The sequence below is a fragment of the Actinoplanes teichomyceticus ATCC 31121 genome (assembly GCF_003711105.1).
GTDB classification, from domain to species: Bacteria; Actinomycetota; Actinomycetes; order Mycobacteriales; family Micromonosporaceae; genus Actinoplanes; species Actinoplanes teichomyceticus.
Map to the genome: position 1 here is coordinate 5,321,140 of NZ_CP023865.1, position 21,555 is coordinate 5,342,694.

Consider the following 21,555-nt stretch of genomic DNA (forward strand, 5'->3'; position numbering starts at 1 on the left):
GACGCGTGGAACTACGTGCGTACGTGCGGGCCGGCCGCCGCCGGTGGCCGTGGCTGGCGCTGCCGGCGCTGCTCGCCGCCGGGATCGCGGCCGGGCTCACGCTGACCGCGGCACCGGCCTACCGGTCCTCGATGGTGCTGTTCGTCCCGGCCGGCACCGGTGACCCGGACGCCGCGGCGCGCCGGCTGAACTCCTACATCGCCCTGCTCACCGGGCCCCGGGTGGCCCAGGGCGTGGTCGCCGAGCTCGGCCCGGACGTCACCGCCGAGCGGGTCCGGCAGAGCCTGAGCGCACGGGTCAGCGAGGGCACCGACCTGCTGGAGATCTCCGCGACCGACGCCGCCGCCGCGCGGAGCCGGGCGATCGTCACCACCGCCGCGTCGGTGCTGGCCGACCTGGTCCGGCAGATCGCCCGATCCGCCCCCGGGGAGCCGGCCCCGGCGATCTCCATCCTGCAGGACGCCGAGACCGCCCGGCAGCCCGGCCACCCGGTCCGCGACGCCGGCTTCGCCGCGATGCTCGGCCTGCTGGCCGGCGCCGCCGCCGTGGCGCTGCGGGAGGCCGCCGCGCCGGCCGTGGCCGACGAGGGCGATCTGCGCCGGCTCGGCCTGGGCACGGTCGGGGTGATCGCGCTGGACGCCCGGCACGGCCGCGGCTCGCACCCGGACCAGACGCTCGCCGAGGCGTTCCGGCGGCTGCGCAGCCTGCTTCCGGGGATCACCGACGCCCCGCCCGGCCGGTCGCTGCTGCTGGCCGGGTCCGGACGCAAGGAGGGCACGACCGCGGTCGCCTGCGGGCTGGCCGTCGCGATGGCCGAGACCGGGGCGCGGGTGGCGCTGGTCGACGCCAATCTGCGCACCCCCGGGGTGGGCCGTTACCTGTCGCTGGACCCGGCGCCGGGGCTGGCCGAGGTGCTGTCCGGGACGGCCGGGGTCGCCGAGGTGCTGCGGGAGTCACCGGACGGGCGGCTCACCGTGCTGCCGGCCGGCGAGCAGGTGCCCGACCCCGGCGGGCTGCTCGCCTCACCCCGGCTGACCGCGACCGTGCGTACCCTCACCGAGCGTTTCGACGTTGTGCTGGTCGACGCCCCGCCGCTGAACGGGCCGGCCGACGCCGCGGTGCTCGGCAAGGTCACCGACAGCGCGCTACTGGTCGTACGGGCCAACCGGACCCGTACCGCGGACGTGGAACGCTCGATGGAGTTGCTGGAGAAGATCGGCGCCGCGCCGGCCGGGGCGGTCCTGAACGCCCTGCCGCGCAAGCTGCCCACCGGCCAGGCGTGGGCGGCGGCCAACGTCGCCCCGGCCGACCTGCTGACCGGACTGGACGAACCGGACGGTCCGGAACCGGCCGGCGCCGCACCCACCCCCCGGCCACCGTCCGGTGTGGTGCGCGGCCGGGCCCGGGTGGTCAAGGCCGCGCTCGCCGCCGGCCAGGACGAGGTGGCCCGCGGCCAGGCCCCGGTCGTCGAGCCGACCAGCGGCCCACCGGCCGGGCGTGGCGGCGTGCCGGAGCCGGCGGGGCAGCAGCCCGGTGAGTGAGCTGCAGGTGGACCCGGCGGCCACCGCGGGGCTCGCGCGGCGCCGGGCCGAACCGTTCGGGTGGGTCCGCGCCCAGCTGCGCGAGCCGTACGTCCAGCTGCTCGCCTCGCAGGTGCTCACCGGCGCGGTCGCGCTGGCCGCGAACATCCTGATGGTCCGCTCGCTGACCCCCGCCCACCGGGGCGAGGTGGCGCTGCTGCTGCAGGTGGTCTACCTGGCCACCCAGGTGCTGCTGCTGGGCACCGAGCGCAGCTTCGTGGCCGGCTACCACAACGTGGCGCCCGGGCCGGCGGTCCGCGCGTACGCGCGGCTGCTGCTCGTCCCGGCCGGGATCGGGCTGACCGGGGCGATCGTCTACACCGTGGTCGCGCCGTACCGGCACCAGCCGGGCGCGGTCATCGTGGCCATGCTGGCCTGGTACACCGTGGTGGAGGCGGCGTCGCTGGCCAGCCGCGCGATCGCGATCGCGGCCGGCCGGGTGCGCGACTTCCTGCTCTGCCGGGTGCTCGAGGCGATGCTGTTGCTGCTCACGCTGACCGGCCTGTACGCCACCCACCGCACCCACCCGGAAGTGTGGTTCCTGGCCTACCTGTTCGCCGGGGCCGTGCCCACCGTCGCCTGCCTGGCCGTCTGGCTGCGGCTGCCGCCGGACCCGGCCGCGGTCACCCCGGACCGCAACCGGGTGGTCCGCCGGGAGGGGCTGGCGCTGTTCCCGGCCGCGCTCTCCAACATGGCCATGCTGCGGGTGGACCGGCTGGTCATCCCGGCGCTCGCCTCCACCGCCGCGCTCGGCCTCTACACCAGCGTCGCCACCATGACGGAGCTGCTGTCCTGGCCGCTGCGTGCCTACGCCGACTCCCGCCTGGGCCGGTGGCGTGCCTCGCACCAGGCGGGTGGCCTGCGGCCCGGCCCGATCGTGCTGGCCGCCGCGCTGTACTCGCTGGTGGTGGTCCCGCTGGTGGCCGGCGGCCTGTACCTGCTGATCGTGCCGGTCTTCGGCCACCGGTACGCCGCGGCCCGGGTGGTGGTGCTGCCGCTGGTGGTGGCCGCCGGCCTGTACGCGGTGTCGCGGATCAGCCTCGGCCTGCTGATCGCCAAGGGGCACGGCGCGCTGGTGTCGGCCGCCGAGATCACCGGGTTCGTGGTGAGCTTCACGGTCTACCTGCTGCTCATTCCGCGCCTGGGCATCCTCGGGGCGGCCTACGGCTCGCTCGCCGGGTACGGCACGTGCCTGGTGTTCGCGCTGGTCACCAGCCGGGTGGCGAGCACCCGGCGCGACCCGGGCCGCGCCGGGCGGGGGCGAGAGCCGTGACCGTACGACATCGCCCGCGGATCCTGCTCGCCCCCGGCCTGCTGCTCGTGCTCACCGCGATCGGCGGCCGGTTCACCCTGGACCGGGCCGGTTTCGCCGATCTGGCCTGGCTGGACCTGCGGGTGATCGGCCTGGTGGCGGCGCTGGCCGGGCTGGTCGTCGACCTGACCCGCCGGTCGCGGCCGGGCCCGGGGGCGCGGCGCGAGGGCTGGCTGGTGGCCACCGTGCTCTTCGTGCTGTTCCAGATCGCCTCGGCGCTGTGGGCGCCACCGGCCTCCCGGACCGGCCCGCAGGCTCTGGGCCTGGTCCTGCTCGCCGCCCTGACGCTGGCGTTCTACCACTGGACACTGGGTGACCCGGACCGGGCGATCCGCTTCACCTTCCGGCTGTTCTTCCTCGCCGCGATCGTGTTCGCGCTCGCCGCGATCCTCGTCGACGGTCCCGGCGAGCAGGGGCGGTACTCCGCGTTCGGGGGCGGCCCGAACGTCTTCGTACGGATCCAGATCCTCGGGGTGATCAGCGCCATCGCGCTGGCCCGGTACTCACGCCGGGTGCTGCCGCTGCTGGTCACACCGCTGTTCCTGCTGGCCGCGGTGCTGTCCGGGTCACGGGCCGGGCTGCTCGCCGGTGGTGTGGTGGGCCTGGCCGCGCTCGGGCGGGTCCGCGGCCGTCTGCGGCCGGGGCCGGTGATCGCCGCCGGGGCCCTCCTGGGCGCCGCCGCGGCCGTGGTCTGGCTCGCGGCGCCGCCGGCGTTCACCGACCTGTTCCGGGAGCGGTTCGTCGAGCAGACCGTGCACGAGCGGTACCTGTCCGACCGCACCGGCATCTGGGCGGCGGCCGTGCGGCTGGCGGTCGAGCACCCGGTCGCCGGCGCCGGGCTGGACGGCTTCTACGGCCTGGTCGGGGTGAACCGGATGGTCGAGTACCCGCACAACTACGTGCTCGCCGTCGCCGCCGAGGGTGGACTGATCGGCCTCGGCCTGCTCGCCTGCGCGGTCATACTGTGGGCCGGGACCGTCCGCGGTGGCGGTGCCCGCCCACAGTCGACCGGGCTCGCCGTGTCGGCGGCCGTCTTCGTGGCGCTGAGCAGCCTCTTCTCCGGGGACTACTACGACGCCCGGCTCGCGTGGACGTTCGCCGCGATGGCCGCCGCGGCCGCGGTGGCCCGGGCCCGGCCGGCGAACGCCGCCGAGCCCGCCCGCGAGCGACAGGCGGTAGGACGATGACGTCCCGGCACAGCGGATACGGACGGCGCTCGGTGCTGCTGCTCGGCACCGGCGCGATGGTGGCCGCGACCGTGGCGCAGAGCGCGGCCCGGCCGTGCAACGCCCGGCCGATGCCCCCGCACGCACAGGGCCGGCCGGCGCCGGTCCGGCTGCAACCGGTCAGCCACTGGGCCGCGGTGTTCGAGCAGAGCTGGAACCACCAGTCCCGCACGGCGCAGCCGATGAGCCGGTCACGCGACAGCCAGGACCACTACGACCTGGCGTACACGCTGGACGCCAACGTGGCGATGTTCCGGGCCACCGGGACCCGGCGCTACCTGGACCGGGCGCTGGCGTACACCGAGAACGTGGCCGCCTCCGCGGTGCCCTCGGCGAGCCTCGCGCACAGCACGTTCCGGGACCGCTACCGCGGCTGGGCGTCGAGCAAGTCCGGGCAGGGCGGCAACGAGGTGCCGCTGTACGAGAGCTACTTCTGGCGGTACGCCACCCAGCTGCTGGTCGTGCTGCGGCAGCACCCCCGGGTGTACGCCGACCCGCGCTACCGCTCCCGCTACGACCGGCTGCTGTCGTTCGCCGAGGTCGACGTGTTCGAGAAGTGGTATTCGCGGGGCTCCGCGGACACCATCTACCGGGAGCGCACGCACATGGCCGCGCACTGGGCGCTGATCGCGCTGAACCTGGGCCGGGTCACCGCGGACGCCGCCCGGCGCGCCCGGTACCGGCAGGTGCTGACCACGATCGGCGCGCAGATCCGCAACCAGATGCGCCGCAACCCGCAGGAGCCGACCGCGTACTTCTGGAGCGACGTGTGGGGCTCGACCCGCCGGCCCGGGCAGGACGTGGGGCACGGCAACGGGGTGATCGCCTACGTGGTGGAGGCCCGCGACCAGGGGACCACGTGGACGGCGGGCGACATGACGGCGTTCGGCGCGCTGCTGACCGAGGTGATCTGGCCGGGTGGCGACACCCATCGCGGGTTCGTCGACGGGACCGGCTCGGACAACGGCTGGATCGCCGACGGTTTCGTCAAGCTCGGCCGCTACGACCCGGCGATCCAGCTGCGCCTGGAGAGATACCGGGTGGTCAACGATCAGTTCGCCGCGAACATGGCGCTCAACGCGAAGATCCTGCGCGGGTGAGGAGAATCCGACATGACGGCATCGCTGCTGGACCCGTCGGCCCGGGAGTGGAAGGAGACGTTGCAGCACGTCCAGCACGACCTGTACCACGTGCCGGACTACGTCGTCCTGGACGCCCGGCTGTACGGCGGGACGCCGGCCGCCTTCCACTACCGGGCCGACGGGCGGCGGCTGCTGATCCCGCTGATCGTCCGGGAGATAGCCGGCTCGCCGTGGCGTGACGCGCTGTCGCCGTACGGATATCCCGGCCCGGTCAGCGATGCCGCGCCCGGCGACGAGGCGTTCTGGGGCCGGGCCTGCGCCGCGCTGGCGCGCACCCTGCGGCAGGCCGGGGTGATCTCGGTGTTCGTCCGGATGCACCCGCTGCTCGACGCCCCGTCGCCGGTGCTGAGCCGGGCCGGCGCCCTGGTCCGGCACGGTGAGACGGTCTCCATGGACCTGACCGTCAGCGTCGAGCAGATGTGGCGGCAGACCCGCGGCGACCACCGCAACCACATCAACCGGGCGCGCCGCGCCGGCACCCGGGTGGTCTTCGACGACTGGAGCCGGCTCGCCGAATGGGTCGAGGTCTACCACGACAACATGCGCCGGGTCGGCGCCGCCGACTACTACTTCTTCACCTACGAGCACCTGTCCGCGCTGCACGACGCGGTCGGCGAGCACATGCACCTGGCCGTCGCGCTGGAGGGTGACGAGGTGGTCGGCGGCAACACCTTCTTCGAGTACGACGGGATCGCCACCGGCTACGTCTCGTCCACCCGCCGCGCCCGTGGCCGGTACGCCGACGAGTTGCTCTACGACTCGGTGCGGCGCTGGTGCAAACAGCGCGGCGCCGAGGTGTTCCACCTGGGCGGCGGCAAGGGCGGGCGGCCCGACTCGCTCTTCTCCTACAAGGCCGGGTTCTCGCCGGGTCGCCACCCGTTCCACACCTGGCGGGTGGTCACCGACCGGCCGGCGTACGACAGCCTGGTCCGCGCCCGCCGCCCGGACGCCGACCCGGCGGACCTGACCGGCACCTTCCCGTCCTACCGTTAGGAGCACGCCATGCGAATCACCTGCGTCGGCGGCGGACCCGCCGGCCTGTACTTCGCGGTGCTGGCGAAACTGGCCGACCCGCGGCACCGGATCACCGTGCTGGAGCGCGACCCGGCCGGGGTCACCTACGGCTGGGGCGTGGTCTTCTGGGACGACCTGCTCGACGACCTGTTCCGCCACGACCCGGTCAGCGCCGCCCGGATCGTCGACGCCGCCTGCGGGTGGGACGAGTACGAGGTGCGCGCGACCGGCAAACCGGTCACCCACCTCGGCGGCTACGGGTTCAGCCTGGGCCGGCACCGGCTGCTGGAGATCCTCGGCGAGCGGGCCCGGCAGCTGGGCGTCGAGGTGCGGTACGAGGCCGAGCTGGCCGACCCGGCCGCGCTGCCTCCGGCCGACCTGGTGGTGGCCTGCGACGGCGCGGGCAGCCGGATCCGGGACTTCCGCGCGCGGCACTTCGGGACGCGGATCGAGACCGGCCGCAACAAGTACATCTGGCTGGGCACGCCACACGTCTTCCGCACCTTCACGTTCGGTTTCGAACGCACCGAGGCCGGCTGGATCTGGTTCCACGCCTACCCGTTCACCGACCGGGCCAGCACGTTCATCGCGGAATGTCCCCCGGAGACCTGGACCGGGCTGGGTCTGGACCGGTTGGACCCGGCGGACGGCTGCGCGCGGCTGCGGGAGATCTTCTCCGCCCACCTGGACGGCCGGCCGCTGGATCATGCCGGGCGGGGGTGGCGGAACTTCCGGCGGATCACCGCCGAGCGCTGGGACCACGGCAACGTGGTGCTGATGGGCGACGCCGCGCACACCACCCACTTCGCCATCGGGTCGGGCACCAAGCTGGCGATGCAGGACGCGATGGCGCTGGCCGACGCCATCGCCGGCGGGATCGCCGACGGTACGGCGCTGAGCGCCGCGCTGGAGCGCTACGAACACCGGCGCAGGGTGGCGCTCGCCCCGCTGCAGCGCGCGGCGCGCGCCAGCAGCGCCTGGTTCGAGCGGATGCCCGAGTACGCGGACCTGCCGGCCAGGCGGTTCTCCTACGCCCTGTCGAACCGGCGCGGCGAGTATCCGGCGTGGCGGTACCTGCTGCACATGTCCACGCAGGGCACCGCCGGGCGCACGATGCTGCGCTGGACGCTGAGCGCCCGGCGCTGGCACCGGGCCCGTCGGCGGCCGGCCGGGCGGCTGTCCGCGGCGCTGTCCTGACCGCCGGCCTCCCCGGCTTCCGGGGCGCCCGCCGCGCACGCCCCGGCCGGGCGATCCGCCGTACCGGGAAAAGCTCTCAGCTCGCCGGAAGTCGCACCGATGGTTGCGGCCATGGTGCAGAGGCGACGACCGGCGGCGGTGGCGGCCACCCTGCTCGTCGCCCTCCACCTGCTCACCGTCCGGGTGCTGCCGCTGCCGCCGCTGGTGGCGGGGCGGATCAGCCAGCTCGCCCTGACCGGGATCGGGCTGTTCGTCGCGGTGGTCTGGGGTCGCGCCGCGATCCGGGCGCGGGGCCGGATGCGCGCCGGTCTCGCCATGTGGAGCCTGGCCGCCGCGGGTTGGGCGCTGGGCGAGGTGACCTGGCTGGCCGGCGGCTGGCACAGCGGTTACGCGCCGATCGGCACGGCCGGCAACGCCGGTTTCGCCGTCACCATGGTCGCCACGCCGCTGGCCGCGGTGCTGCTGGTGGGCCGCCCGTCGGCGAGCCTGCGCACACTCTTCGACGCGCTGATGATCGGGACGTCGCTGTTGTTCGTGGTGTGGGCGCTGGTCCTGGGCCCGCGCCAGCGGACCGGTGACGCGCATCTGGGCACGGTGGTCTACGCCCTCGTCGACGTGGTCATCCTCAGCCTGGTGCTCCTGCTGCTGGCCGGCGGCGGCGCGGCGCTGCGCGCACCGCTGGAGATCGCCGCGGTCGGCATCGTGGTGATGTTCGCCGCCGACACGGTCTACGCCTACCAGTCGGTGGCCGGGACGTACCGGTTCGGCTCGCTGCCCGACCTGCTCTGGCTGACCGCGTTCGCGATCATCGCGGTCGCCGCGCCGCACCGGGCCGAACTGCGGGGCGTCACCCGGCTCGGCGAGAGTGGGCGGCCGCGGGCGTACCTGCCGTACGTGCCCTTCCTGCTGGCCTTCGTCACCGGGCTGGCGCTGCTGGCCACCCACCGGCAGCTCGACCGGATGCTGACCGCGCTGAGCATGACGCTGACCGGGCTGGTGGTGTTCCGCCAGATGCTCATCCTCGGCGACAACCGCTCGCTGACCCGGCAGCTCTCCGCGCTCGTCGAGGACCTGCGGTTCCGGGCCGAGCACGACCCGCTGACCGGGCTCGCCAACCGCGCCCGGTTCGAGGAGAGCGCCGAACGGGCGCTGGAGCCGGCCGCGGACCGGCCGGTCGCGTTGCTGCTGCTGGACCTGGACGGGTTCAAACCGGTCAACGACACGTACGGGCACGAGGCCGGGGACCGGGTCCTGGTCGAGGTGGCCCGGCGGCTGCGGCGCGCGGCCGGGCCGGACGACGTGGTGGCCCGGCTCGGCGGCGACGAGTTCGCGGTGCTCACCGCCGGCGACCCGGGGCCGCTGGCCGAGCGGGTGCTGGGCTCGTTCACGGCGCCGTTCGAGCTGGGCGAGGCCCAGGCGCGGATCGGCGCCAGTGTCGGCGTGGCCGGATGCCGGCCCGGCGAGCACGGTGTCGGGCAGCTGGTGCGGGACGCGGACGTGGCAATGTACGAGGCGAAACGCGGCGGCCGCAACAGCGTGGCCTGATCGCGGGGGAAGCACACCCGAGCTCGAACGCATCGCGGCTCAGGCCCGGAAGCGCACCCCGGGACAGGATCGGGAGCACACCGCCGCCTCCACCCTGGAGCACCGGAAAGGGTATGACCGAAGGGATATGGGCCGTTTCCGACCAGCGGAGATCAACCACAGCCCATTCATAGACTTCGATGCTTATCTCTCCTCCGACCCATTCCCCGCCCCGAGGAGGAGCGATGCGAGACAACGACGCCTACGTGCGCGAGGTGCACGACAAGGGGTTGCAGTTCGACCTGCCGGCGATGTCCCGGCGCCGGATGCTGACCGTCGCCGGCGGTGTCGGCGCCGCGGTGATCGGCGGCACGCTGGCCGGCGCGGGCGGAGCCGACGCCGCGACCACCGCCGCCTGCCCGGCCGAGGTGGAGTCGGAGACGGCCGGGCCCTACCCGGCGGACGGCTCCAACGGCCCGGACGTACGCGTGCAGTCCGGCATCGTGCGCAGCGACATCCGCTCCAGCTTCGGCACCTCGACGACCACCGCGCCGGGCGTGCCGCTGCAGTTCTCCCTGACCGTGCAGAACCTGAGCTGCACCCGGGTCGCCGGCGCCGCGGTCTATGCCTGGCACTGCGACCGGGCCGGGCGGTACTCGTTGTACTCCTCCGGGGTGACCAACGAGAACTACCTGCGTGGCATCCAGGTCACCAACTCGGCCGGCGTGGCCACCTTCACCAGCATCTACCCGGGCTGTTACGCCGGCCGGTGGCCGCACATCCACTTCGAGGTCTACTCGTCGCTGGCCGCCGCCACCAGCGGTTCCGGGCCGATCCGCAAGACCTCGCAGATCGCGCTGCCCAAGAACGTGTCGCAGACGGTGTACGCCAGCGCCACCGGGTACTCCGCGAGCGTGACCAACCTGCGCCGGATCACCCTGGCCACCGACATGGTGTTCGGTGACGACCTGGCGGCCCGGGAGATGGCCACCGTCACCGGTTCGGTCTCCGCGGGGTACGTCGCCAACCTGACCATCTCCGTCAATCTGTGATCCGACCACGCCCGCCCGGACCGCGCTCGCCGGTCCGGGCGCGCACACCCGTCACGCCGCGCGAATGGCAACGACCGCAACGGGGCGGGCCGGACGCCGCACTCCACCGCACCGGCGGAATGCGCGATGGGCCGAACGGGCCGGAATCGACGGTTTCCGCGGCAGGAACTTCCGGGTGGGCGATAGTGGGCATGTCGTTATCCGTGGGAAAAGTCCGTACGAGAAGGAAAGCCCGTTCGCCCGTCCGGTGCCGAACCACCCGCGGCGCTGCGACGCCGGAAACCCGCGGGCGAACAGGACTTTCACCATCACCGAGTGACGGCGGCGGCGTCCCGGCGCCGTTCGCGGCCGACGGCCGCGGCGAAACGCGCGGGCCCGCGCCGGAAGGAGCAGAGGTTCCATGCGAAGCAGGATCTGGATGACCGCCGGGATGTCCCTGGCGCTGTCCGCCGGCGTGCTGCCGGCCGTCCCCGCGACCGCGGCGCCGAGCTTCTCCATCGTCGCCGACGTGGAGACCAGGCCCTCCAGCAGGACCGGTGTCCGCGACTGCAGGGAGTCCAGGGAGCCGGTGGTGACCCGGGCACCGGACGGTTTCCTCATCGACAAGCGGATCGTCAAGGCCGCATGGGTTCACGCGCGCGGCTCGGACAGCCGGTACTACATCACCTACGGCGAACAGGTGGCGGTCCTGCCCGGCGGCAACGAGGAGTTCTACTCGAAGATGATTTCCGTGCGGGTGCGCGCGTGCAGTTTCGAGGGCGCCAACGGCAGTTCCGGCCGCTCGGCGGTGCGGGTGAGCGGGACCTTCGTGCCGTACCCGGAATGACGCTCGCGGCGGGCGGCGGTCAGGCGGCGTCGCGGCGCTGACCGGGAATGATGATCTCCCGGTGGCGCGCCGGCCGGCGGGCGGCGGGCAGTTGCGGCCCGACCCGGGCCGGCCAGATGCGCTGCGGCCGGTCGGCGAGTTTGGGCCGGTCACGCGGCACGAGCGTGCGGTCCGGCGGGACCCAGATGGGCAACGGCGCGCTCGGCGGCCCCCACCAGACGATCGTGCCGTAGCCCCGGATCAGCGGCGGCTGCAACGCCGGCCAGCGCGCCTCCAGCGGGATGGCCAGACGCCAGGCCTGGCCCGGGGCGAGCGCCGCGACCGGGTGCCCGGCCGCGCCCGGCAGGACCGGCAGCGGCGGCGCCGGCAGGGCGTACGGCTCCGCACCGGCCGGCAACGCGGCGGGCTCGGCCGCCTCGGCCGCGGCCACGGTCGTCGCCGGGGCGCTGGCCAGCACGATCGCGCAGCTCACGGTGATCAGCGCGGCGGCCAGCGCGACCGGCTCCCAGCCGGGGCGGACGGTGTCGCCCAGGATGGTCAGGGCGATCACCGACGGGGCGATCACCTCACCGGTCCAGTGCACCGCGGTGACCCGGCCCACCTCGCCGCGCTGCAACGCGTTCGCGTACATCACCATGCCGTTGGCCGCGAAGACCAGCAGCACCCAGGTCAACGGCTCGGTGGCGATGGTCCAGGCGGCCGAGCCGACCGTGGTCATCTCGTCGTCGGGCAGGTGCAGGGCACGCCCGCCGAGGGCGGCGGCGCCGACCGACAGCCCGCCGATCGACGCGATCAGGCCCGGCGAGCCGATCCTGGTGGCGGCCCAGCCGAGCACCAGCACGACGACCAGCGCCACGCAGAAGCCCAGCCGCAGCCCGAACGACGCGGCCACCATGTGCTGCTGCCCGGCCGACAGGGCCAGCCCGGCCAGCGCGCAGATGGTGACCACGATCGCCGCGACGTCGCGCCGGCGCAGCTTGGAGCCGAGGAACAGCCAGGCGGCCAGCGCGGTGATGGCGAGCGACCCGGCCAGCACCGACTCGACCAGGTAGACGGCCAGCTCGCGCAGCGCGACCATCGAGCCGAGCCAGGCGGCCATGTCCAGCGCGATGCCGATCAGGTAGAGCGGGTGACCCAGGGTCTTGACCGCGCTGGTGCTGCGCCGGGCGCCGATGGCCTGCAGGATCGAGCCGGCCGCGTAACACAGCGAGCCGAAGACGGCGATGCCCAGCGCGACCCAGCCACCGGTCGTCATCGCGATCGACCGCCGTCACCGGGTGTGCGGGCCGCTCTCACGCCCTGATGATATGGCCGTCCCTCGATTCGCGCGAGGCCCGGCCACTGAACCCGGTGACCACCCCGGCGATCCGGCGCACGTCCGCTGAGCTGCAGCGATGATCAACCGGCAGGGTGAGCATCCGGTCCGCCCAGGCGGCCGCCTCGTGGTCGCCGCTCCACCACCCGTGCCGGTTCTGCGGCCAGTGCACCGGTGCGAAGATCCGGTGCGCGGCGAGATGCGCCAGCAGCGCGTCGCGCTGCGCCCGGGTGGCGGCCACCCACGGCAGCCGGAACGGCGCGGCGTCCGCCGCGGGCCACCTGCCGGTACACCCGTCGAGCAGCTCGCCCAGCGCCACCACGTTGCGGGTGCCGCGCGCCCGGATCCCGGCCACGTCCAGCACCGGCAGCACCGCCGCGGTGAACGTGCTCACCGGCCCGGAGCTGCCCAGCAGCGCGCTCTCACCGGCGCGTTGCAGCGCCCGGAAGTGCTCCTTGCGTACCGGCCACCCGTCCAGCCAGCCGGCCTTGAGCAGCATCGCCGTGAGCTTCTGGGCCGCGCCCGCACTCTGCGGCCCCCGCGGCGCGGGCAGTCGCCGCCCCTGCGGCGACCACAGCAGCGCCCCGTCCGGCAGCGGCAGGGTCTTGCGCAGCGACGCGAGCGCGTACGCCGCGGTGCTGCGCCGGGCCCACCCGCCGAACGGGTCGTGCGAGTGGTCCTCGATCACCGGGACCCCGGGATGGGCCGCGATCCACCCCGCCCACGGCGCCGGGTCGTCGCGGCCGAACAGGTTCTGCGCCAGCACCACGTCGCCGGGCCGGACCCGCAGCGTCTCCCAGCGCGGCCCGCGCCCGTCCGGCAGGTGCCGGTAGTAGGTCACCGGCAGGCACTCGGCGAGCGCCGCGGCGACCCCGGGACAGAAGTACGACGGAACGTGCAGCCGTCCGGGCGCCGCCAGCCGCCGCAGCAGCTCCCGCAGCGCCCCGCACCCGGTGGCGAACAGTTCCCGCCGCTCCGGCAGCCAGTCCGGCAGGCCGCCGCACCCGCCGCCGAGCAGGCCGGCCGGGTCCCAGTGGAACTCCGAGCCGATCTCCCGGGCCGGCTCAGACGGCACGGCGCAGGTCCGGGGTGCCGTCGCCGGCGGCGCGCCGGACGTTGAGGGTGTCCACGTGCACCGGCGGCTCGCCGCGGCGCAGCCCGGTCACGGTCCGCCAGATGATCTTCAAGTCCAGCAGCGGCGACCAGTGGTCGATGTACCAGCGGTCCAGCACGAACCGCTGCGGCCAGTCGATGTCGTCGCGGCCGTTGACCTGCGCCCATCCGGTGATGCCGGGTTTGACCTGCAGGCGCCGGGCGTCCTCGGCGGAGTAGTTCGCCACCTGCGGCAGCACGTCCGGGCGCGGCCCGACCAGGTTCATCTGGCCGCGCACCACGTTGATCAGCTGGGGAAGCTCGTCCAGGCTGGTGCGCCGCAGGGTCCGGCCGCACCGGGTGATCCGCGGGTCGTCGCGCAGCAGGCCGAACGGGTCGGTCAGGCCCAGCCGCGCGCTCATCGCCACGCTGTCGTGCACCATCGAGCGGAACTTGAGCATCCGGAACGGGGTGCCGCCCCGGCCGGCCCGGTCCTGCACGAACAGCACCCCCCGGCCGTCGGCGAGCCGCACCCACAGCGCGACGGCCACCATCAGCGGGGCGAGCAGGACCAGGGCGGCCGCGGCGGCGACGCGATTGAGAACATCCCAGGTCGGGCGTACGAGGTCCACGATTACCTCCGGCTCAGATCGATTCGACGGTGCTTCCGGTCAGGCGGTGGCGGGTGTCCAGCACGTACCGGGCGTGCCCGGCCACCAGGTCCAGGTCGAAGGCGTCGTGATCGGCGAGCAGGACGACCGCGTCGGCGGCGGCCACCTCCCCGGCGGTCAGCGACACCCGGGTCACCCGCCGGTCGACGCGCGCGTCCTCGACCACGTGCGGGTCGGCGGCGCGGACCTCGGCGCCCATGTCGAGCAGCAGCTCCGCGACCCGCCGGGCCGGCGATTCCCGGGCGTCGCCGCTGTTGCGCTTGTAGGCCAGCCCGAGCAGCAGCACGGTGGCGCCGTTGACCGCCCGGCGGCGCCGGTTGAGGGCGGCGACGAGCCGGCGTACGACGTAGTCGGGCATGTGGTTGTTGATGTCGTTGGCCAGCTCGACGAAGCGGAAACTCTGGCCGAGCGCCCGCTGCACCCGCCAGGACAGGTAGGACGGGTCGATCGGCAGGCAGTGGCCGCCGACGCCGGGCCCGGGCACGAAACGCATGAACCCGAACGGTTTCGAGCTCGCCGCGTCGATCGCCTCCCAGATGTCGATGCCCAGCTCGTGGGCGAACACCGCGAGCTCGTTGACCAGCGCGATGTTGACGTGCCGGAAGGTGTTCTCGAGCAGCTTGGCCAGCTCGGCGACCTGCGGATCGGACACCGGGACGGTCCGCTCGACGAGGGAGGCGTAGAACGCCCGGACCCGCTGCAGCGACGCCGGGTTGATCCCGGAGACCACCTTCGGGGTGCTGGCCAGCCGCCACTGCCGGTTGCCCGGATCGATGCGTTCCGGGCTGTAGCCGAGGAAGAAGTCCTCGCCGGCGATCAGCCCGGAGCCCTCCTCCAGCAGCGGGCCGACCAGCTCGGCGGTGGTGCCCGGGTAGGTCGTGGACTCCAGCGCGACGCACGCGCCGGGGCGCAGGTAGCGGGCCAGGGTGCGCGCCGACTCCTCGATGTGGCGCAGGTCCGGGGTGCCGTCGCGCAGCGGGGTGGGCACCGCGATCACCGCGACGTCGAAGCCGGCGCAGGCGCGCGGGTCGGACGAGGCCTGGAACCGGCCGCCGGCCAGCACCTGCCGCAGCTGCTCGGAGGTCACGTCGTCGACGTAGGACTCGCCCGCGGCCAGGCGCTTGACCCGCTCGTCGTCGACGTCGAAGCCGACCACGCGGTGCCCGGCCTCGGCGGCGCGGACGGCCAGCGGCAGTCCGACGTAACCCTGGCCGGCGACGACTACCCGCATCGGGATGCTCCTGTCGTGGTGGGTGGGCGCGCTCACGGGTGCCGGCCCAGGCGCATGGTGAACTCGGCGTGCCGCCGCCCGGCGCGCCCACCGGAGCGGGTCGCCGGCGCGCCGGCCCGGCCGGGCGGCAGGGCCGGGCTCTCGGCCAGCCAGCGCAGCACCGCGATCAGGTCCTCGCGGGACGCCGACGGGTCCAGCAGGGACAGCACCGCCCCGTCCAGCGGCGGCACCGGGGCCTGCGAGATCAGCGGGTGGTGCGGCCGGTGGTCCGGTTCGTCCGGGCCGAGCAGCACCTCGGCCAGCTTCTCGCCGGGCCGCAGTCCGGTGTAGACGATCGGGACCCGTCCACCGGCGCTCGCCGCGATCCGCCGCGCCACGTCGGCGATCCGGACCGGCTCGCCCATGTCCAGCACCAGCACCTCGCCGTGGCTGTCCACCGCGCCGGCCTGCACGACCAGCCGGACGGCCTCCTGCACGGTCATGAAGTACCGGGTCACGTCCGGGTGGGTGACGGTGATCGGGCCGCCCGCCTCGACCTGCGCGGTGAACGCGGTCAGCACCGACCCGCGGCTGCCGAGCACGTTGCCGAACCGGACGCTGGCGTACGTGCCGGTGGTGGCCGCGTCGGCGGCGGCGGTGAGCCGTTCGGCGATCCGCTTGGAGTAGCCGAGCACGCTGCACGGGTCGGCGGCCTTGTCGGTGGAGATGTTGACCAGCCGGTCGACGTGGTGCCGCAGCGCGGTCTGCAGGATCTGGTACGTACCCAGGATGTTGGTCTTGAGAGCCTCGGCGGGGTGCATCTGCAGCAGGGGCAGGTGCTTGAGCGCCGCCGCGTGGAACACCACGTGCGGCTTGTGCTCGGCGAACACCTCGTCGAGGCGCTGCTGGTCGCGGATGTCGGCGACGACCAGGTTGCGGTCGTCGAGCAGGCCTCGGCCGTCCAGCGACAGCTGCACCGCGTGCAGGCCGGACTCGTCACGGTCGAGCATCACCAGCCGGGCCGGGTGGAACCGGGCGACCTGCCGGCACAGCTCGGCGCCGATCGAGCCGCCGGCCCCGGTGACCAGTACCCGGCGGCCCTGCAGGTAACCGGCGACCGCGGCCAGGTCGATGGTGATCTCCCGGCGGCCGAGCAGGTCGGCGTGCCCGACCGGGCGGATGTCCTCGACCCGCACGGTGCGGCCGAACAGCTCGGCCACCGGCGGGACCACTTTGACCTCCACCTCCAGCGGGGCGGCCAGGTCGGTGAGCGAACGGATCAGGTCGGCGCCGGCGCTGGGGATGGCGATCACCACGGCGTCGGCGCGGAACCGGCGGACCACCTCGGCCATCGCGTGCCGGTCGCCGGCCACCGGCACGCCCATGATCTGCAGGGCCCGCTTGGTGGGGTCGTCGTCGAGCAGGGCGACCGGGACGTACGGGCTGGACGGGCTGCGCAGCATGGCGCGGATCACCTGGGTGGCGCCCTCGCCGGCGCCCATCACCACGACCCGGCTGCCGGCCTCGGGGTGCGGGCGCAGGCGCTGGTCGTGCAGCAGGCGCACGGCGTACCGGACGCCGGCGGCCAGGACCAGGCCGATCAGCCCGGCGGCGATGATCGCCGAACGGGGCGCCAACCGGCCCAGCAGCGTGTCCAGCACCAGCACCGCCGGTGTGGTCACCGCGGCGGTCTTGGCCAGCGCCAGGATCTCCTCGAAGCAGCCGTACGACCACCGTCCGGTGTAGAGGCCGGACACGACCCCGGCGCCGGTGTGCGCCAGCGCGGCGACCGCGCCGAGCGCCGCCAGGCCGGCGCCGTCGAGGTGGTCCAGCCGCCCGTCGTGGCGCAGCAGGGTCGCCACGAACAGCGCCGTCGCCAGGGCGAGCGCGTCGGCGCCGGCGCGCGCCGCCCGGCCGGGCAGCGCCGCACGCCACCACGGCACGCGCCGGGCGGGCCGCGCGCCCACCGGTGCGCCCGCCGGACCCGGACCGGGCCGCGCGCCGGCCGGTGCGCCCGCCGCTGGGCCGCCGCCAGCGGCTCGCCGTCTCTGCATCAGATTCCCCCTCGTACGGTGCCGGCGGCAACCGGCCGCGGATCCTTGCTGGACGCGTAACGCCGAACCGGCCGGCGGAACCCGCTCCGCCCCGGTGAGAAATCGCGTTCACGAGTCGTTGCGGCCACGCACGGGCCATTCGCGGCTTTCAGCGTTCCAGCCGCCGGGGAGTCGATTGCAGTAGCATTTGTCACGGGCTGTGCGAATGTTTCTCACGTCCCGGTCGCCCGTTCCGCACGCGTCGTCGATCGCCTTTTCGAAAAACCCGTCCGGAGTCACCCGACGGCCATTCAGAGGAATGTGTCATGCCGTCGACGAGGGATTCTCACCTTAGCGGTGACATCGGCGACCAACGGTTGTGACGGCCATTGCGGCACCGTTCTCGCGGCAGCCGTCGCAAGCGTTTCGTCGACTATCCGACCGGGGGACGGCGATGCGGGCGCGGCACGCGGTCAGCGCTGCGGCGCGGGCCGCCCGGCCGCCGCGGCCGGGCGGTTCCACGGACGGCTCACCGCACCCCGGCCGGCACCTCGGTCACCGCGTTCCGCACCCGCGCGGAACGCATGAGACGCCACCACCCGAGGTAGCCGAGAATCGTGCCGATGGTGTTGGACAGCAGGTCGTTGACGTCCGCCCAGCGGTTGCCGTGCAGGGTGAGGATCAGCATCAGCTGGGTCGTCTCGATGCCGAGGCTGAGCAGGAAACCGATCCGGACCACCCGCAGCCGGTCGGTCACCCCGAAGTTCAGGTGCAGCAGCGCGGCCAGCGGCAGGGTCATCATCGCGTTCAGCACGAAGTCGCGGCGGCGCGTGCTCAGCGACGGCACCAGCAGGATCCGCCAGGTCTCCGCCGACCCGGCGTCCGGCCCCCAGGAGAGCGACATCGGCAGCATGGTCGCGCCGAGGACGGCCACCGCGTACCACGACAGGGCCCAGGCGGCGAGCAGGCGACGAGCGGTGAGCCGGTCCCGGCGGCGCAGCCACAGCCAGGAGAGCAGCATGAGGACCGCGCCCAGGGGCAGCAGCACCGGCAACGCCGGGACCTTCAACTGTTCAGCACCCATCACGTCCCACGCTACGCGACCCGGCCGGGCCGGCCCGTCTCCCGGCGTTCCCGGGCGATCCCGGGTGACCGGCGGCGCCGCGCCCGCCGGTGGCCCGCCTCGGGCTCACCGCAGCCAGCCCTCGGAGGCCCCGCCTCGGGCTCACCGCAGCCAGCCCTCCTTGCGGGCGATCCGGATGGCGTCCAGCCGGTTGCGGGCGCCGGTCTTGGCGATCACCGCGGACAGGTAGTTGCGCACCGTGCCGCCGGCGAGGTAGAGCCGTCCGGCGATCTCCTTCACCGACTCCCCCTCGGCGGCCAGGCCGAGCACCTCCAGCTCCCGGGTGCTCAACCCGCGGTCGGTGTTGAGCGAGGCGGCCTGCAGCATCGGCGAGACCACCCGCTCGCCGGCCGCCAGCCGGCGCACCGAGTCGGCCAGCGAGGCGGCCGCGGCGCTCTTGAGCAGGAAGTTGAGGCCGCCGTTCCATCGCCGGGGCGGCAGCATCCCACGCTTGGACGGATCGCAGAGCAGCAGCATGGCGCAGGACGGGACGGCGGCGTGCAGCTCGTCGGCGATCGGCAGCAGCTGACTCACCATGTACTCCGTGTCGATCACGATCACCGCGGGCCACAGCCGCGCGGCACGCGGCGCCAGTTCGGCGTTGATCGGCAGGGTGGTGACGTAGTGCATGTCCGGTTCGGTCTCCAGGAACGTGCGCACCGGAACACCGAAGTATCCCTCGTCCCGCACCACCACGACACGGATCATCACACCACCCTCGTCGATGGGCGCCGGCCTGCGACCGGGCGCCGGACCCGTCCGCAAAACGCTTGGCGCATTACTTTTTCCCGACGACCCGCCACCATTCTGCGAGTGCGGCGAAGTCGATCTGACAAAGATTTGCATGGATACGGCAGGAGGCTGGTCAAAACCGTTCCGTGCCACCGGTCGGAACGCGGGGGCACTCCCACAAAGTAACTGAGCGAAACGATCCATGCACGCTCTGTCGGCCGTTCGACGGAGACCGACCCACCGGATCAACGAATTCTTCGAGCAACCCGGGCGCCGCACCGGCCCGCACTCAGGAGAAATGACCCGTCAATTATTACAAGTGCTTACTTTTCGGACACCACTCTCGCGTTTCCCGCCTCGGGAAATCAACTCCCCGGCGCATCACCCATTCCGGATCACTCGGGAGATCGATGCCACCGGACCATTTTCATGATTGGCGATGCGTTGATTGTCCGATGCCACCCGTCGCCGGGCCGGCGGCGCGGGGCGCGGCCGCAGCGGGCCGGTCCGGATCAACGCGCGCCGGTGAAGCGTCCGGGGGCGGTTCAGCACCGGCCCCGGCAGAGGTCACCCCCGCGCGGGATCGCGGCGTAGGGCTCTCGCGGTCCACTTTGCCCGCCGGTAGCTCCCCCGGGGCCCGGAATCGCGGCGAAGGGGACCCGCAGGCCACTCCGCCCACTGGCAGGGCGCCCCCGCGCCCGGGATCGCGGCATAGGGCTCTCGCGGTCCACTCTGCGCCGGCAGGTCATCCCCGCGCCCGGCGTCGCGGCCCGGTGGCGCGCGGCGTGCGGAAACGGCGCAGGCGCCCCCGGACCGACCGGGAGCGCCTGCCGCATCAGGCGGACAACCGCCGGGCCGTCCGCGCGCCAGGGAATCCGCAGGCGCCCGGACCGCGGCCCGGCCTCAGTGCATGACGATCGGCGCCGGCGCCGCGCTCCCGTCGGTCGCCACACGCGTCTGCTGCCGCTTGCGCGCCAGGAACAGCGCCGGGATCAACGTGGCCAGGGTCAGCACGAACCCGACCCAGAACGTCGTCGCGAACGAGTCCGCGACGAACCGCAGCCCGCGCTGGAGCAGGTCCGGCGGCAGCTGCTGGGCGATCTGCGGGTTCTGCCAGGAGCCGATCGCCGCCCCGGCCTCGGTCACCGGCTCGCCGGTGGCCGGGTCGGTGAGGCCCGGGATGGCGGCGGACTCGTTGAGCTGGTTGGTCAGGATCACCGACATCATCGCCGAACCCACCGAGCCGGCGATCTGCTGCAGGATGTTGAGCAGCGTGGAGCCCCGCGCGACCTCGTGGTTGGTGAGCGTACGCAGGGCGGACGTCATGATCGGCATCATGGTGCCGCCCATGCCCAGCCCCATCACGAACAGCGAACCGCACAGCAGCACGTACGACGTGTCCGTCCCCACCTGGGTGAACGTGAAGAACCCGGCGGCGATCAGCAGCAGCGCGAACGGGACGGTACGGCCCACCGGCACCTTGTCGGCCAGCATCCCGGCGATCGGCATGGTCACCATGGCGCCGATGCCCTGCGGGGCCATCAGCAGGCCGGCGTCGAGCGTCGTCTCGCCGCGCACCTGCAGGAAGTAGCTCGGGAACAGCAGGCCGGCGCCCATGAACGCGACGGTGAAGACGGCCAGCGTGATCGCCGCGACGGTCAGGTTGCGGTCGCGCAACAGGCGCAGGTCGAGCAGCGGGTGGCGGGGCTTGAACGAGTAGAACACGAACCCGATCACCAGCAGCGCCCCGACCAGCATCGGCGCCCACACCTCGGTCGCGCCGAAGGTGCCCTCCTCGGGCAGGGAGGAGACGCCGTACAGGAAGGAGGCCAGACCCGGGGACAGCATCAACATGCCGATGAAGTCGAACGACTCGGACGGCTCCGGGTTGTCCTTCTCCAGCGCCCACCACGCGTAGACCAGCGCGACCGCGCCGATCGGCAGGTTGATCAGGAAGATCCAGTGCCAGCTGGCCACGTCGATCAGCCAGCCGCCCATGATCGGGCCGCCGATCGGGCCGAGCAGCATCGGGATGCCGAGCACGGCCATCAGCCGGCCGATCCGCTCCGGACCGGCGGCCCGGGTCATGATCGTCATGCCGAGCGGCATCAGCATGCCGCCGCCCAGCCCCTGCAGCACCCGATAGCCGACCAGTTGGCCGATGCTGTCGGCGGTGGAGCACAGGCCCGAGCCGAGGGTGAACAGCACCAGCGCGGTCATGTAGAGCCGCTTGGTGCCGAACCGGTCGGCCGCCCACCCGGTGAGCGGGATGACCGTGGCCAGCGCCAGCGTGTACCCGGTCATGGTCCAGGCGACTTCGGCGTACGTGGCGTCGAACTCTTGTTGGAAGGTGGGCAACGCGACGCTGACCACGGTGACGTCGAGGATCGACATGATCGCGCCGAGGACCACGACCCCGGCGATCTTGAGGACGGCGGCGTCGAGCTTGGCCGGCGCAGCCGCGGCTTGACTACTCAACAGAAACTCCAATGGCCGCGTGGGCCCA

General features: G+C 73.6%; 17 protein-coding genes. 9 read left to right on the top strand and 8 right to left on the bottom strand.

All coding sequences use genetic code 11. The features are described 5' to 3' along the window. Positions 1-5 precede the first annotated feature (5 nt). The 9 genes from ACTEI_RS23355 (at position 6) to ACTEI_RS23395 (ending at position 10,873) form a co-directional block, all read left to right on the top strand. On the top strand, positions 6-1,541 hold the full coding sequence (locus tag ACTEI_RS23355) for a tyrosine-protein kinase domain-containing protein (RefSeq protein ID WP_187645912.1): 1,536 nt from the start codon (positions 6-8) through the stop codon (positions 1,539-1,541). Continuing rightward, positions 1,534-2,853: a lipopolysaccharide biosynthesis protein gene (locus tag ACTEI_RS23360; RefSeq protein ID WP_239082679.1), complete on the top strand. Its 1,320-nt coding sequence runs from the start codon at positions 1,534-1,536 to the stop codon at positions 2,851-2,853. Before ACTEI_RS23355 ends, ACTEI_RS23360 begins: the two co-directional genes overlap by 8 nt. After that, on the top strand, positions 2,850-4,079 hold the full coding sequence (locus tag ACTEI_RS23365; RefSeq protein WP_122979603.1) for an O-antigen ligase family protein: 1,230 nt from the start codon (positions 2,850-2,852) through the stop codon (positions 4,077-4,079). The genes ACTEI_RS23360 and ACTEI_RS23365 overlap by 4 nt, the downstream gene beginning before the upstream one ends. After that, positions 4,076-5,218, top strand: a complete 1,143-nt coding sequence (locus tag ACTEI_RS23370) for a hypothetical protein (protein ID WP_122979604.1) — start codon at positions 4,076-4,078, stop codon at positions 5,216-5,218. Before ACTEI_RS23365 ends, ACTEI_RS23370 begins: the two co-directional genes overlap by 4 nt. A gap of 12 nt (positions 5,219-5,230) precedes the next feature. Further along, the gene (locus ACTEI_RS23375; RefSeq protein ID WP_122979605.1) at positions 5,231-6,253 is read left to right on the top strand and encodes a GNAT family N-acetyltransferase; all 1,023 of its coding nucleotides are present in this window, start codon (positions 5,231-5,233) and stop codon (positions 6,251-6,253) included. 9 nt (positions 6,254-6,262) lie between these two features. Further along, positions 6,263-7,471, top strand: a complete 1,209-nt coding sequence (locus ACTEI_RS23380; RefSeq protein ID WP_122979606.1) for an FAD-dependent monooxygenase — start codon at positions 6,263-6,265, stop codon at positions 7,469-7,471. Between the two features lie 111 nt (positions 7,472-7,582). After that, on the top strand, positions 7,583-9,016 hold the full coding sequence (locus ACTEI_RS23385) for a GGDEF domain-containing protein (RefSeq protein WP_122979607.1): 1,434 nt from the start codon (positions 7,583-7,585) through the stop codon (positions 9,014-9,016). 224 nt (positions 9,017-9,240) lie between these two features. Then, positions 9,241-10,047 carry an intradiol ring-cleavage dioxygenase gene (locus ACTEI_RS23390; protein ID WP_122979608.1) on the top strand — a complete coding sequence of 269 codons (807 nt, stop codon included), beginning with the start codon at positions 9,241-9,243 and terminating at the stop codon, positions 10,045-10,047. Between the two features lie 400 nt (positions 10,048-10,447). Then, positions 10,448-10,873: a hypothetical protein gene (locus ACTEI_RS23395; RefSeq protein WP_145830899.1), complete on the top strand. Its 426-nt coding sequence runs from the start codon at positions 10,448-10,450 to the stop codon at positions 10,871-10,873. A gap of 19 nt (positions 10,874-10,892) precedes the next feature. Here ACTEI_RS23395 and ACTEI_RS23400 read toward each other — a convergent pair whose 3' ends face one another. The 8 genes from ACTEI_RS23400 to ACTEI_RS23435 all read right to left on the bottom strand — a co-directional run bounded on the left by ACTEI_RS23400 (position 10,893) and on the right by ACTEI_RS23435 (position 21,527). Then, on the bottom strand, positions 10,893-12,128 hold the full coding sequence (locus ACTEI_RS23400; RefSeq protein ID WP_122979610.1) for a hypothetical protein: 1,236 nt from the start codon (positions 12,126-12,128) through the stop codon (positions 10,893-10,895). Positions 12,129-12,165: 37 nt separating this feature from the next. After that, on the bottom strand, positions 12,166-13,263 hold the full coding sequence (locus ACTEI_RS23405) for an aspartate aminotransferase family protein (protein ID WP_122979611.1): 1,098 nt from the start codon (positions 13,261-13,263) through the stop codon (positions 12,166-12,168). Then, positions 13,253-13,912 carry a sugar transferase gene (locus ACTEI_RS23410; RefSeq protein WP_122979612.1) on the bottom strand — a complete coding sequence of 220 codons (660 nt, stop codon included), beginning with the start codon at positions 13,910-13,912 and terminating at the stop codon, positions 13,253-13,255. Before ACTEI_RS23410 ends, ACTEI_RS23405 begins: the two co-directional genes overlap by 11 nt. Positions 13,913-13,925: 13 nt before the next feature. Further along, positions 13,926-15,182, bottom strand: coding sequence for a nucleotide sugar dehydrogenase (locus ACTEI_RS23415; RefSeq protein WP_122979613.1), 1,257 nt, complete (start codon positions 15,180-15,182; stop codon positions 13,926-13,928). Positions 15,183-15,214: 32 nt separating this feature from the next. Continuing rightward, the gene (locus ACTEI_RS23420; protein WP_239082680.1) at positions 15,215-17,128 is read right to left on the bottom strand and encodes a nucleoside-diphosphate sugar epimerase/dehydratase; all 1,914 of its coding nucleotides are present in this window, start codon (positions 17,126-17,128) and stop codon (positions 15,215-15,217) included. A 595-nt stretch (positions 17,129-17,723) separates the two neighbouring features. Next, on the bottom strand, positions 17,724-18,278 hold the full coding sequence (locus tag ACTEI_RS23425) for a VanZ family protein (protein ID WP_122979615.1): 555 nt from the start codon (positions 18,276-18,278) through the stop codon (positions 17,724-17,726). 141 nt (positions 18,279-18,419) lie between these two features. Then, positions 18,420-19,025: a helix-turn-helix transcriptional regulator gene (locus tag ACTEI_RS23430; RefSeq protein WP_122979616.1), complete on the bottom strand. Its 606-nt coding sequence runs from the start codon at positions 19,023-19,025 to the stop codon at positions 18,420-18,422. A gap of 927 nt (positions 19,026-19,952) precedes the next feature. Further along, the gene (locus tag ACTEI_RS23435; protein WP_122979617.1) at positions 19,953-21,527 is read right to left on the bottom strand and encodes a DHA2 family efflux MFS transporter permease subunit; all 1,575 of its coding nucleotides are present in this window, start codon (positions 21,525-21,527) and stop codon (positions 19,953-19,955) included. Positions 21,528-21,555 lie beyond the last annotated feature (28 nt).

Bases quoted from the DNA above. Each gene is read 5' to 3' on its own strand.
- ACTEI_RS23430 (WP_122979616.1), bottom strand. From the start codon at position 19,025: ATGATCCGTGTCGTGGTGGTGCGGGACGAGGGATACTTCGGTGTTCCG.
- ACTEI_RS23400 (WP_122979610.1), bottom strand. From the start codon at position 12,128: ATGACGACCGGTGGCTGGGTCGCGCTGGGCATCGCCGTCTTCGGCTCG.
- ACTEI_RS23370 (WP_122979604.1), top strand. From the start codon at position 4,076: ATGACGTCCCGGCACAGCGGATACGGACGGCGCTCGGTGCTGCTGCTC.
- ACTEI_RS23390 (WP_122979608.1), top strand. From the start codon at position 9,241: ATGCGAGACAACGACGCCTACGTGCGCGAGGTGCACGACAAGGGGTTG.
- ACTEI_RS23375 (WP_122979605.1), top strand. From the start codon at position 5,231: ATGACGGCATCGCTGCTGGACCCGTCGGCCCGGGAGTGGAAGGAGACG.
- ACTEI_RS23380 (WP_122979606.1), top strand. From the start codon at position 6,263: ATGCGAATCACCTGCGTCGGCGGCGGACCCGCCGGCCTGTACTTCGCG.
- ACTEI_RS23425 (WP_122979615.1), bottom strand. From the start codon at position 18,278: ATGGGTGCTGAACAGTTGAAGGTCCCGGCGTTGCCGGTGCTGCTGCCC.
- ACTEI_RS23395 (WP_145830899.1), top strand. From the start codon at position 10,448: ATGCGAAGCAGGATCTGGATGACCGCCGGGATGTCCCTGGCGCTGTCC.
- ACTEI_RS23385 (WP_122979607.1), top strand. From the start codon at position 7,583: ATGGTGCAGAGGCGACGACCGGCGGCGGTGGCGGCCACCCTGCTCGTC.
- ACTEI_RS23415 (WP_122979613.1), bottom strand. From the start codon at position 15,182: ATGCGGGTAGTCGTCGCCGGCCAGGGTTACGTCGGACTGCCGCTGGCC.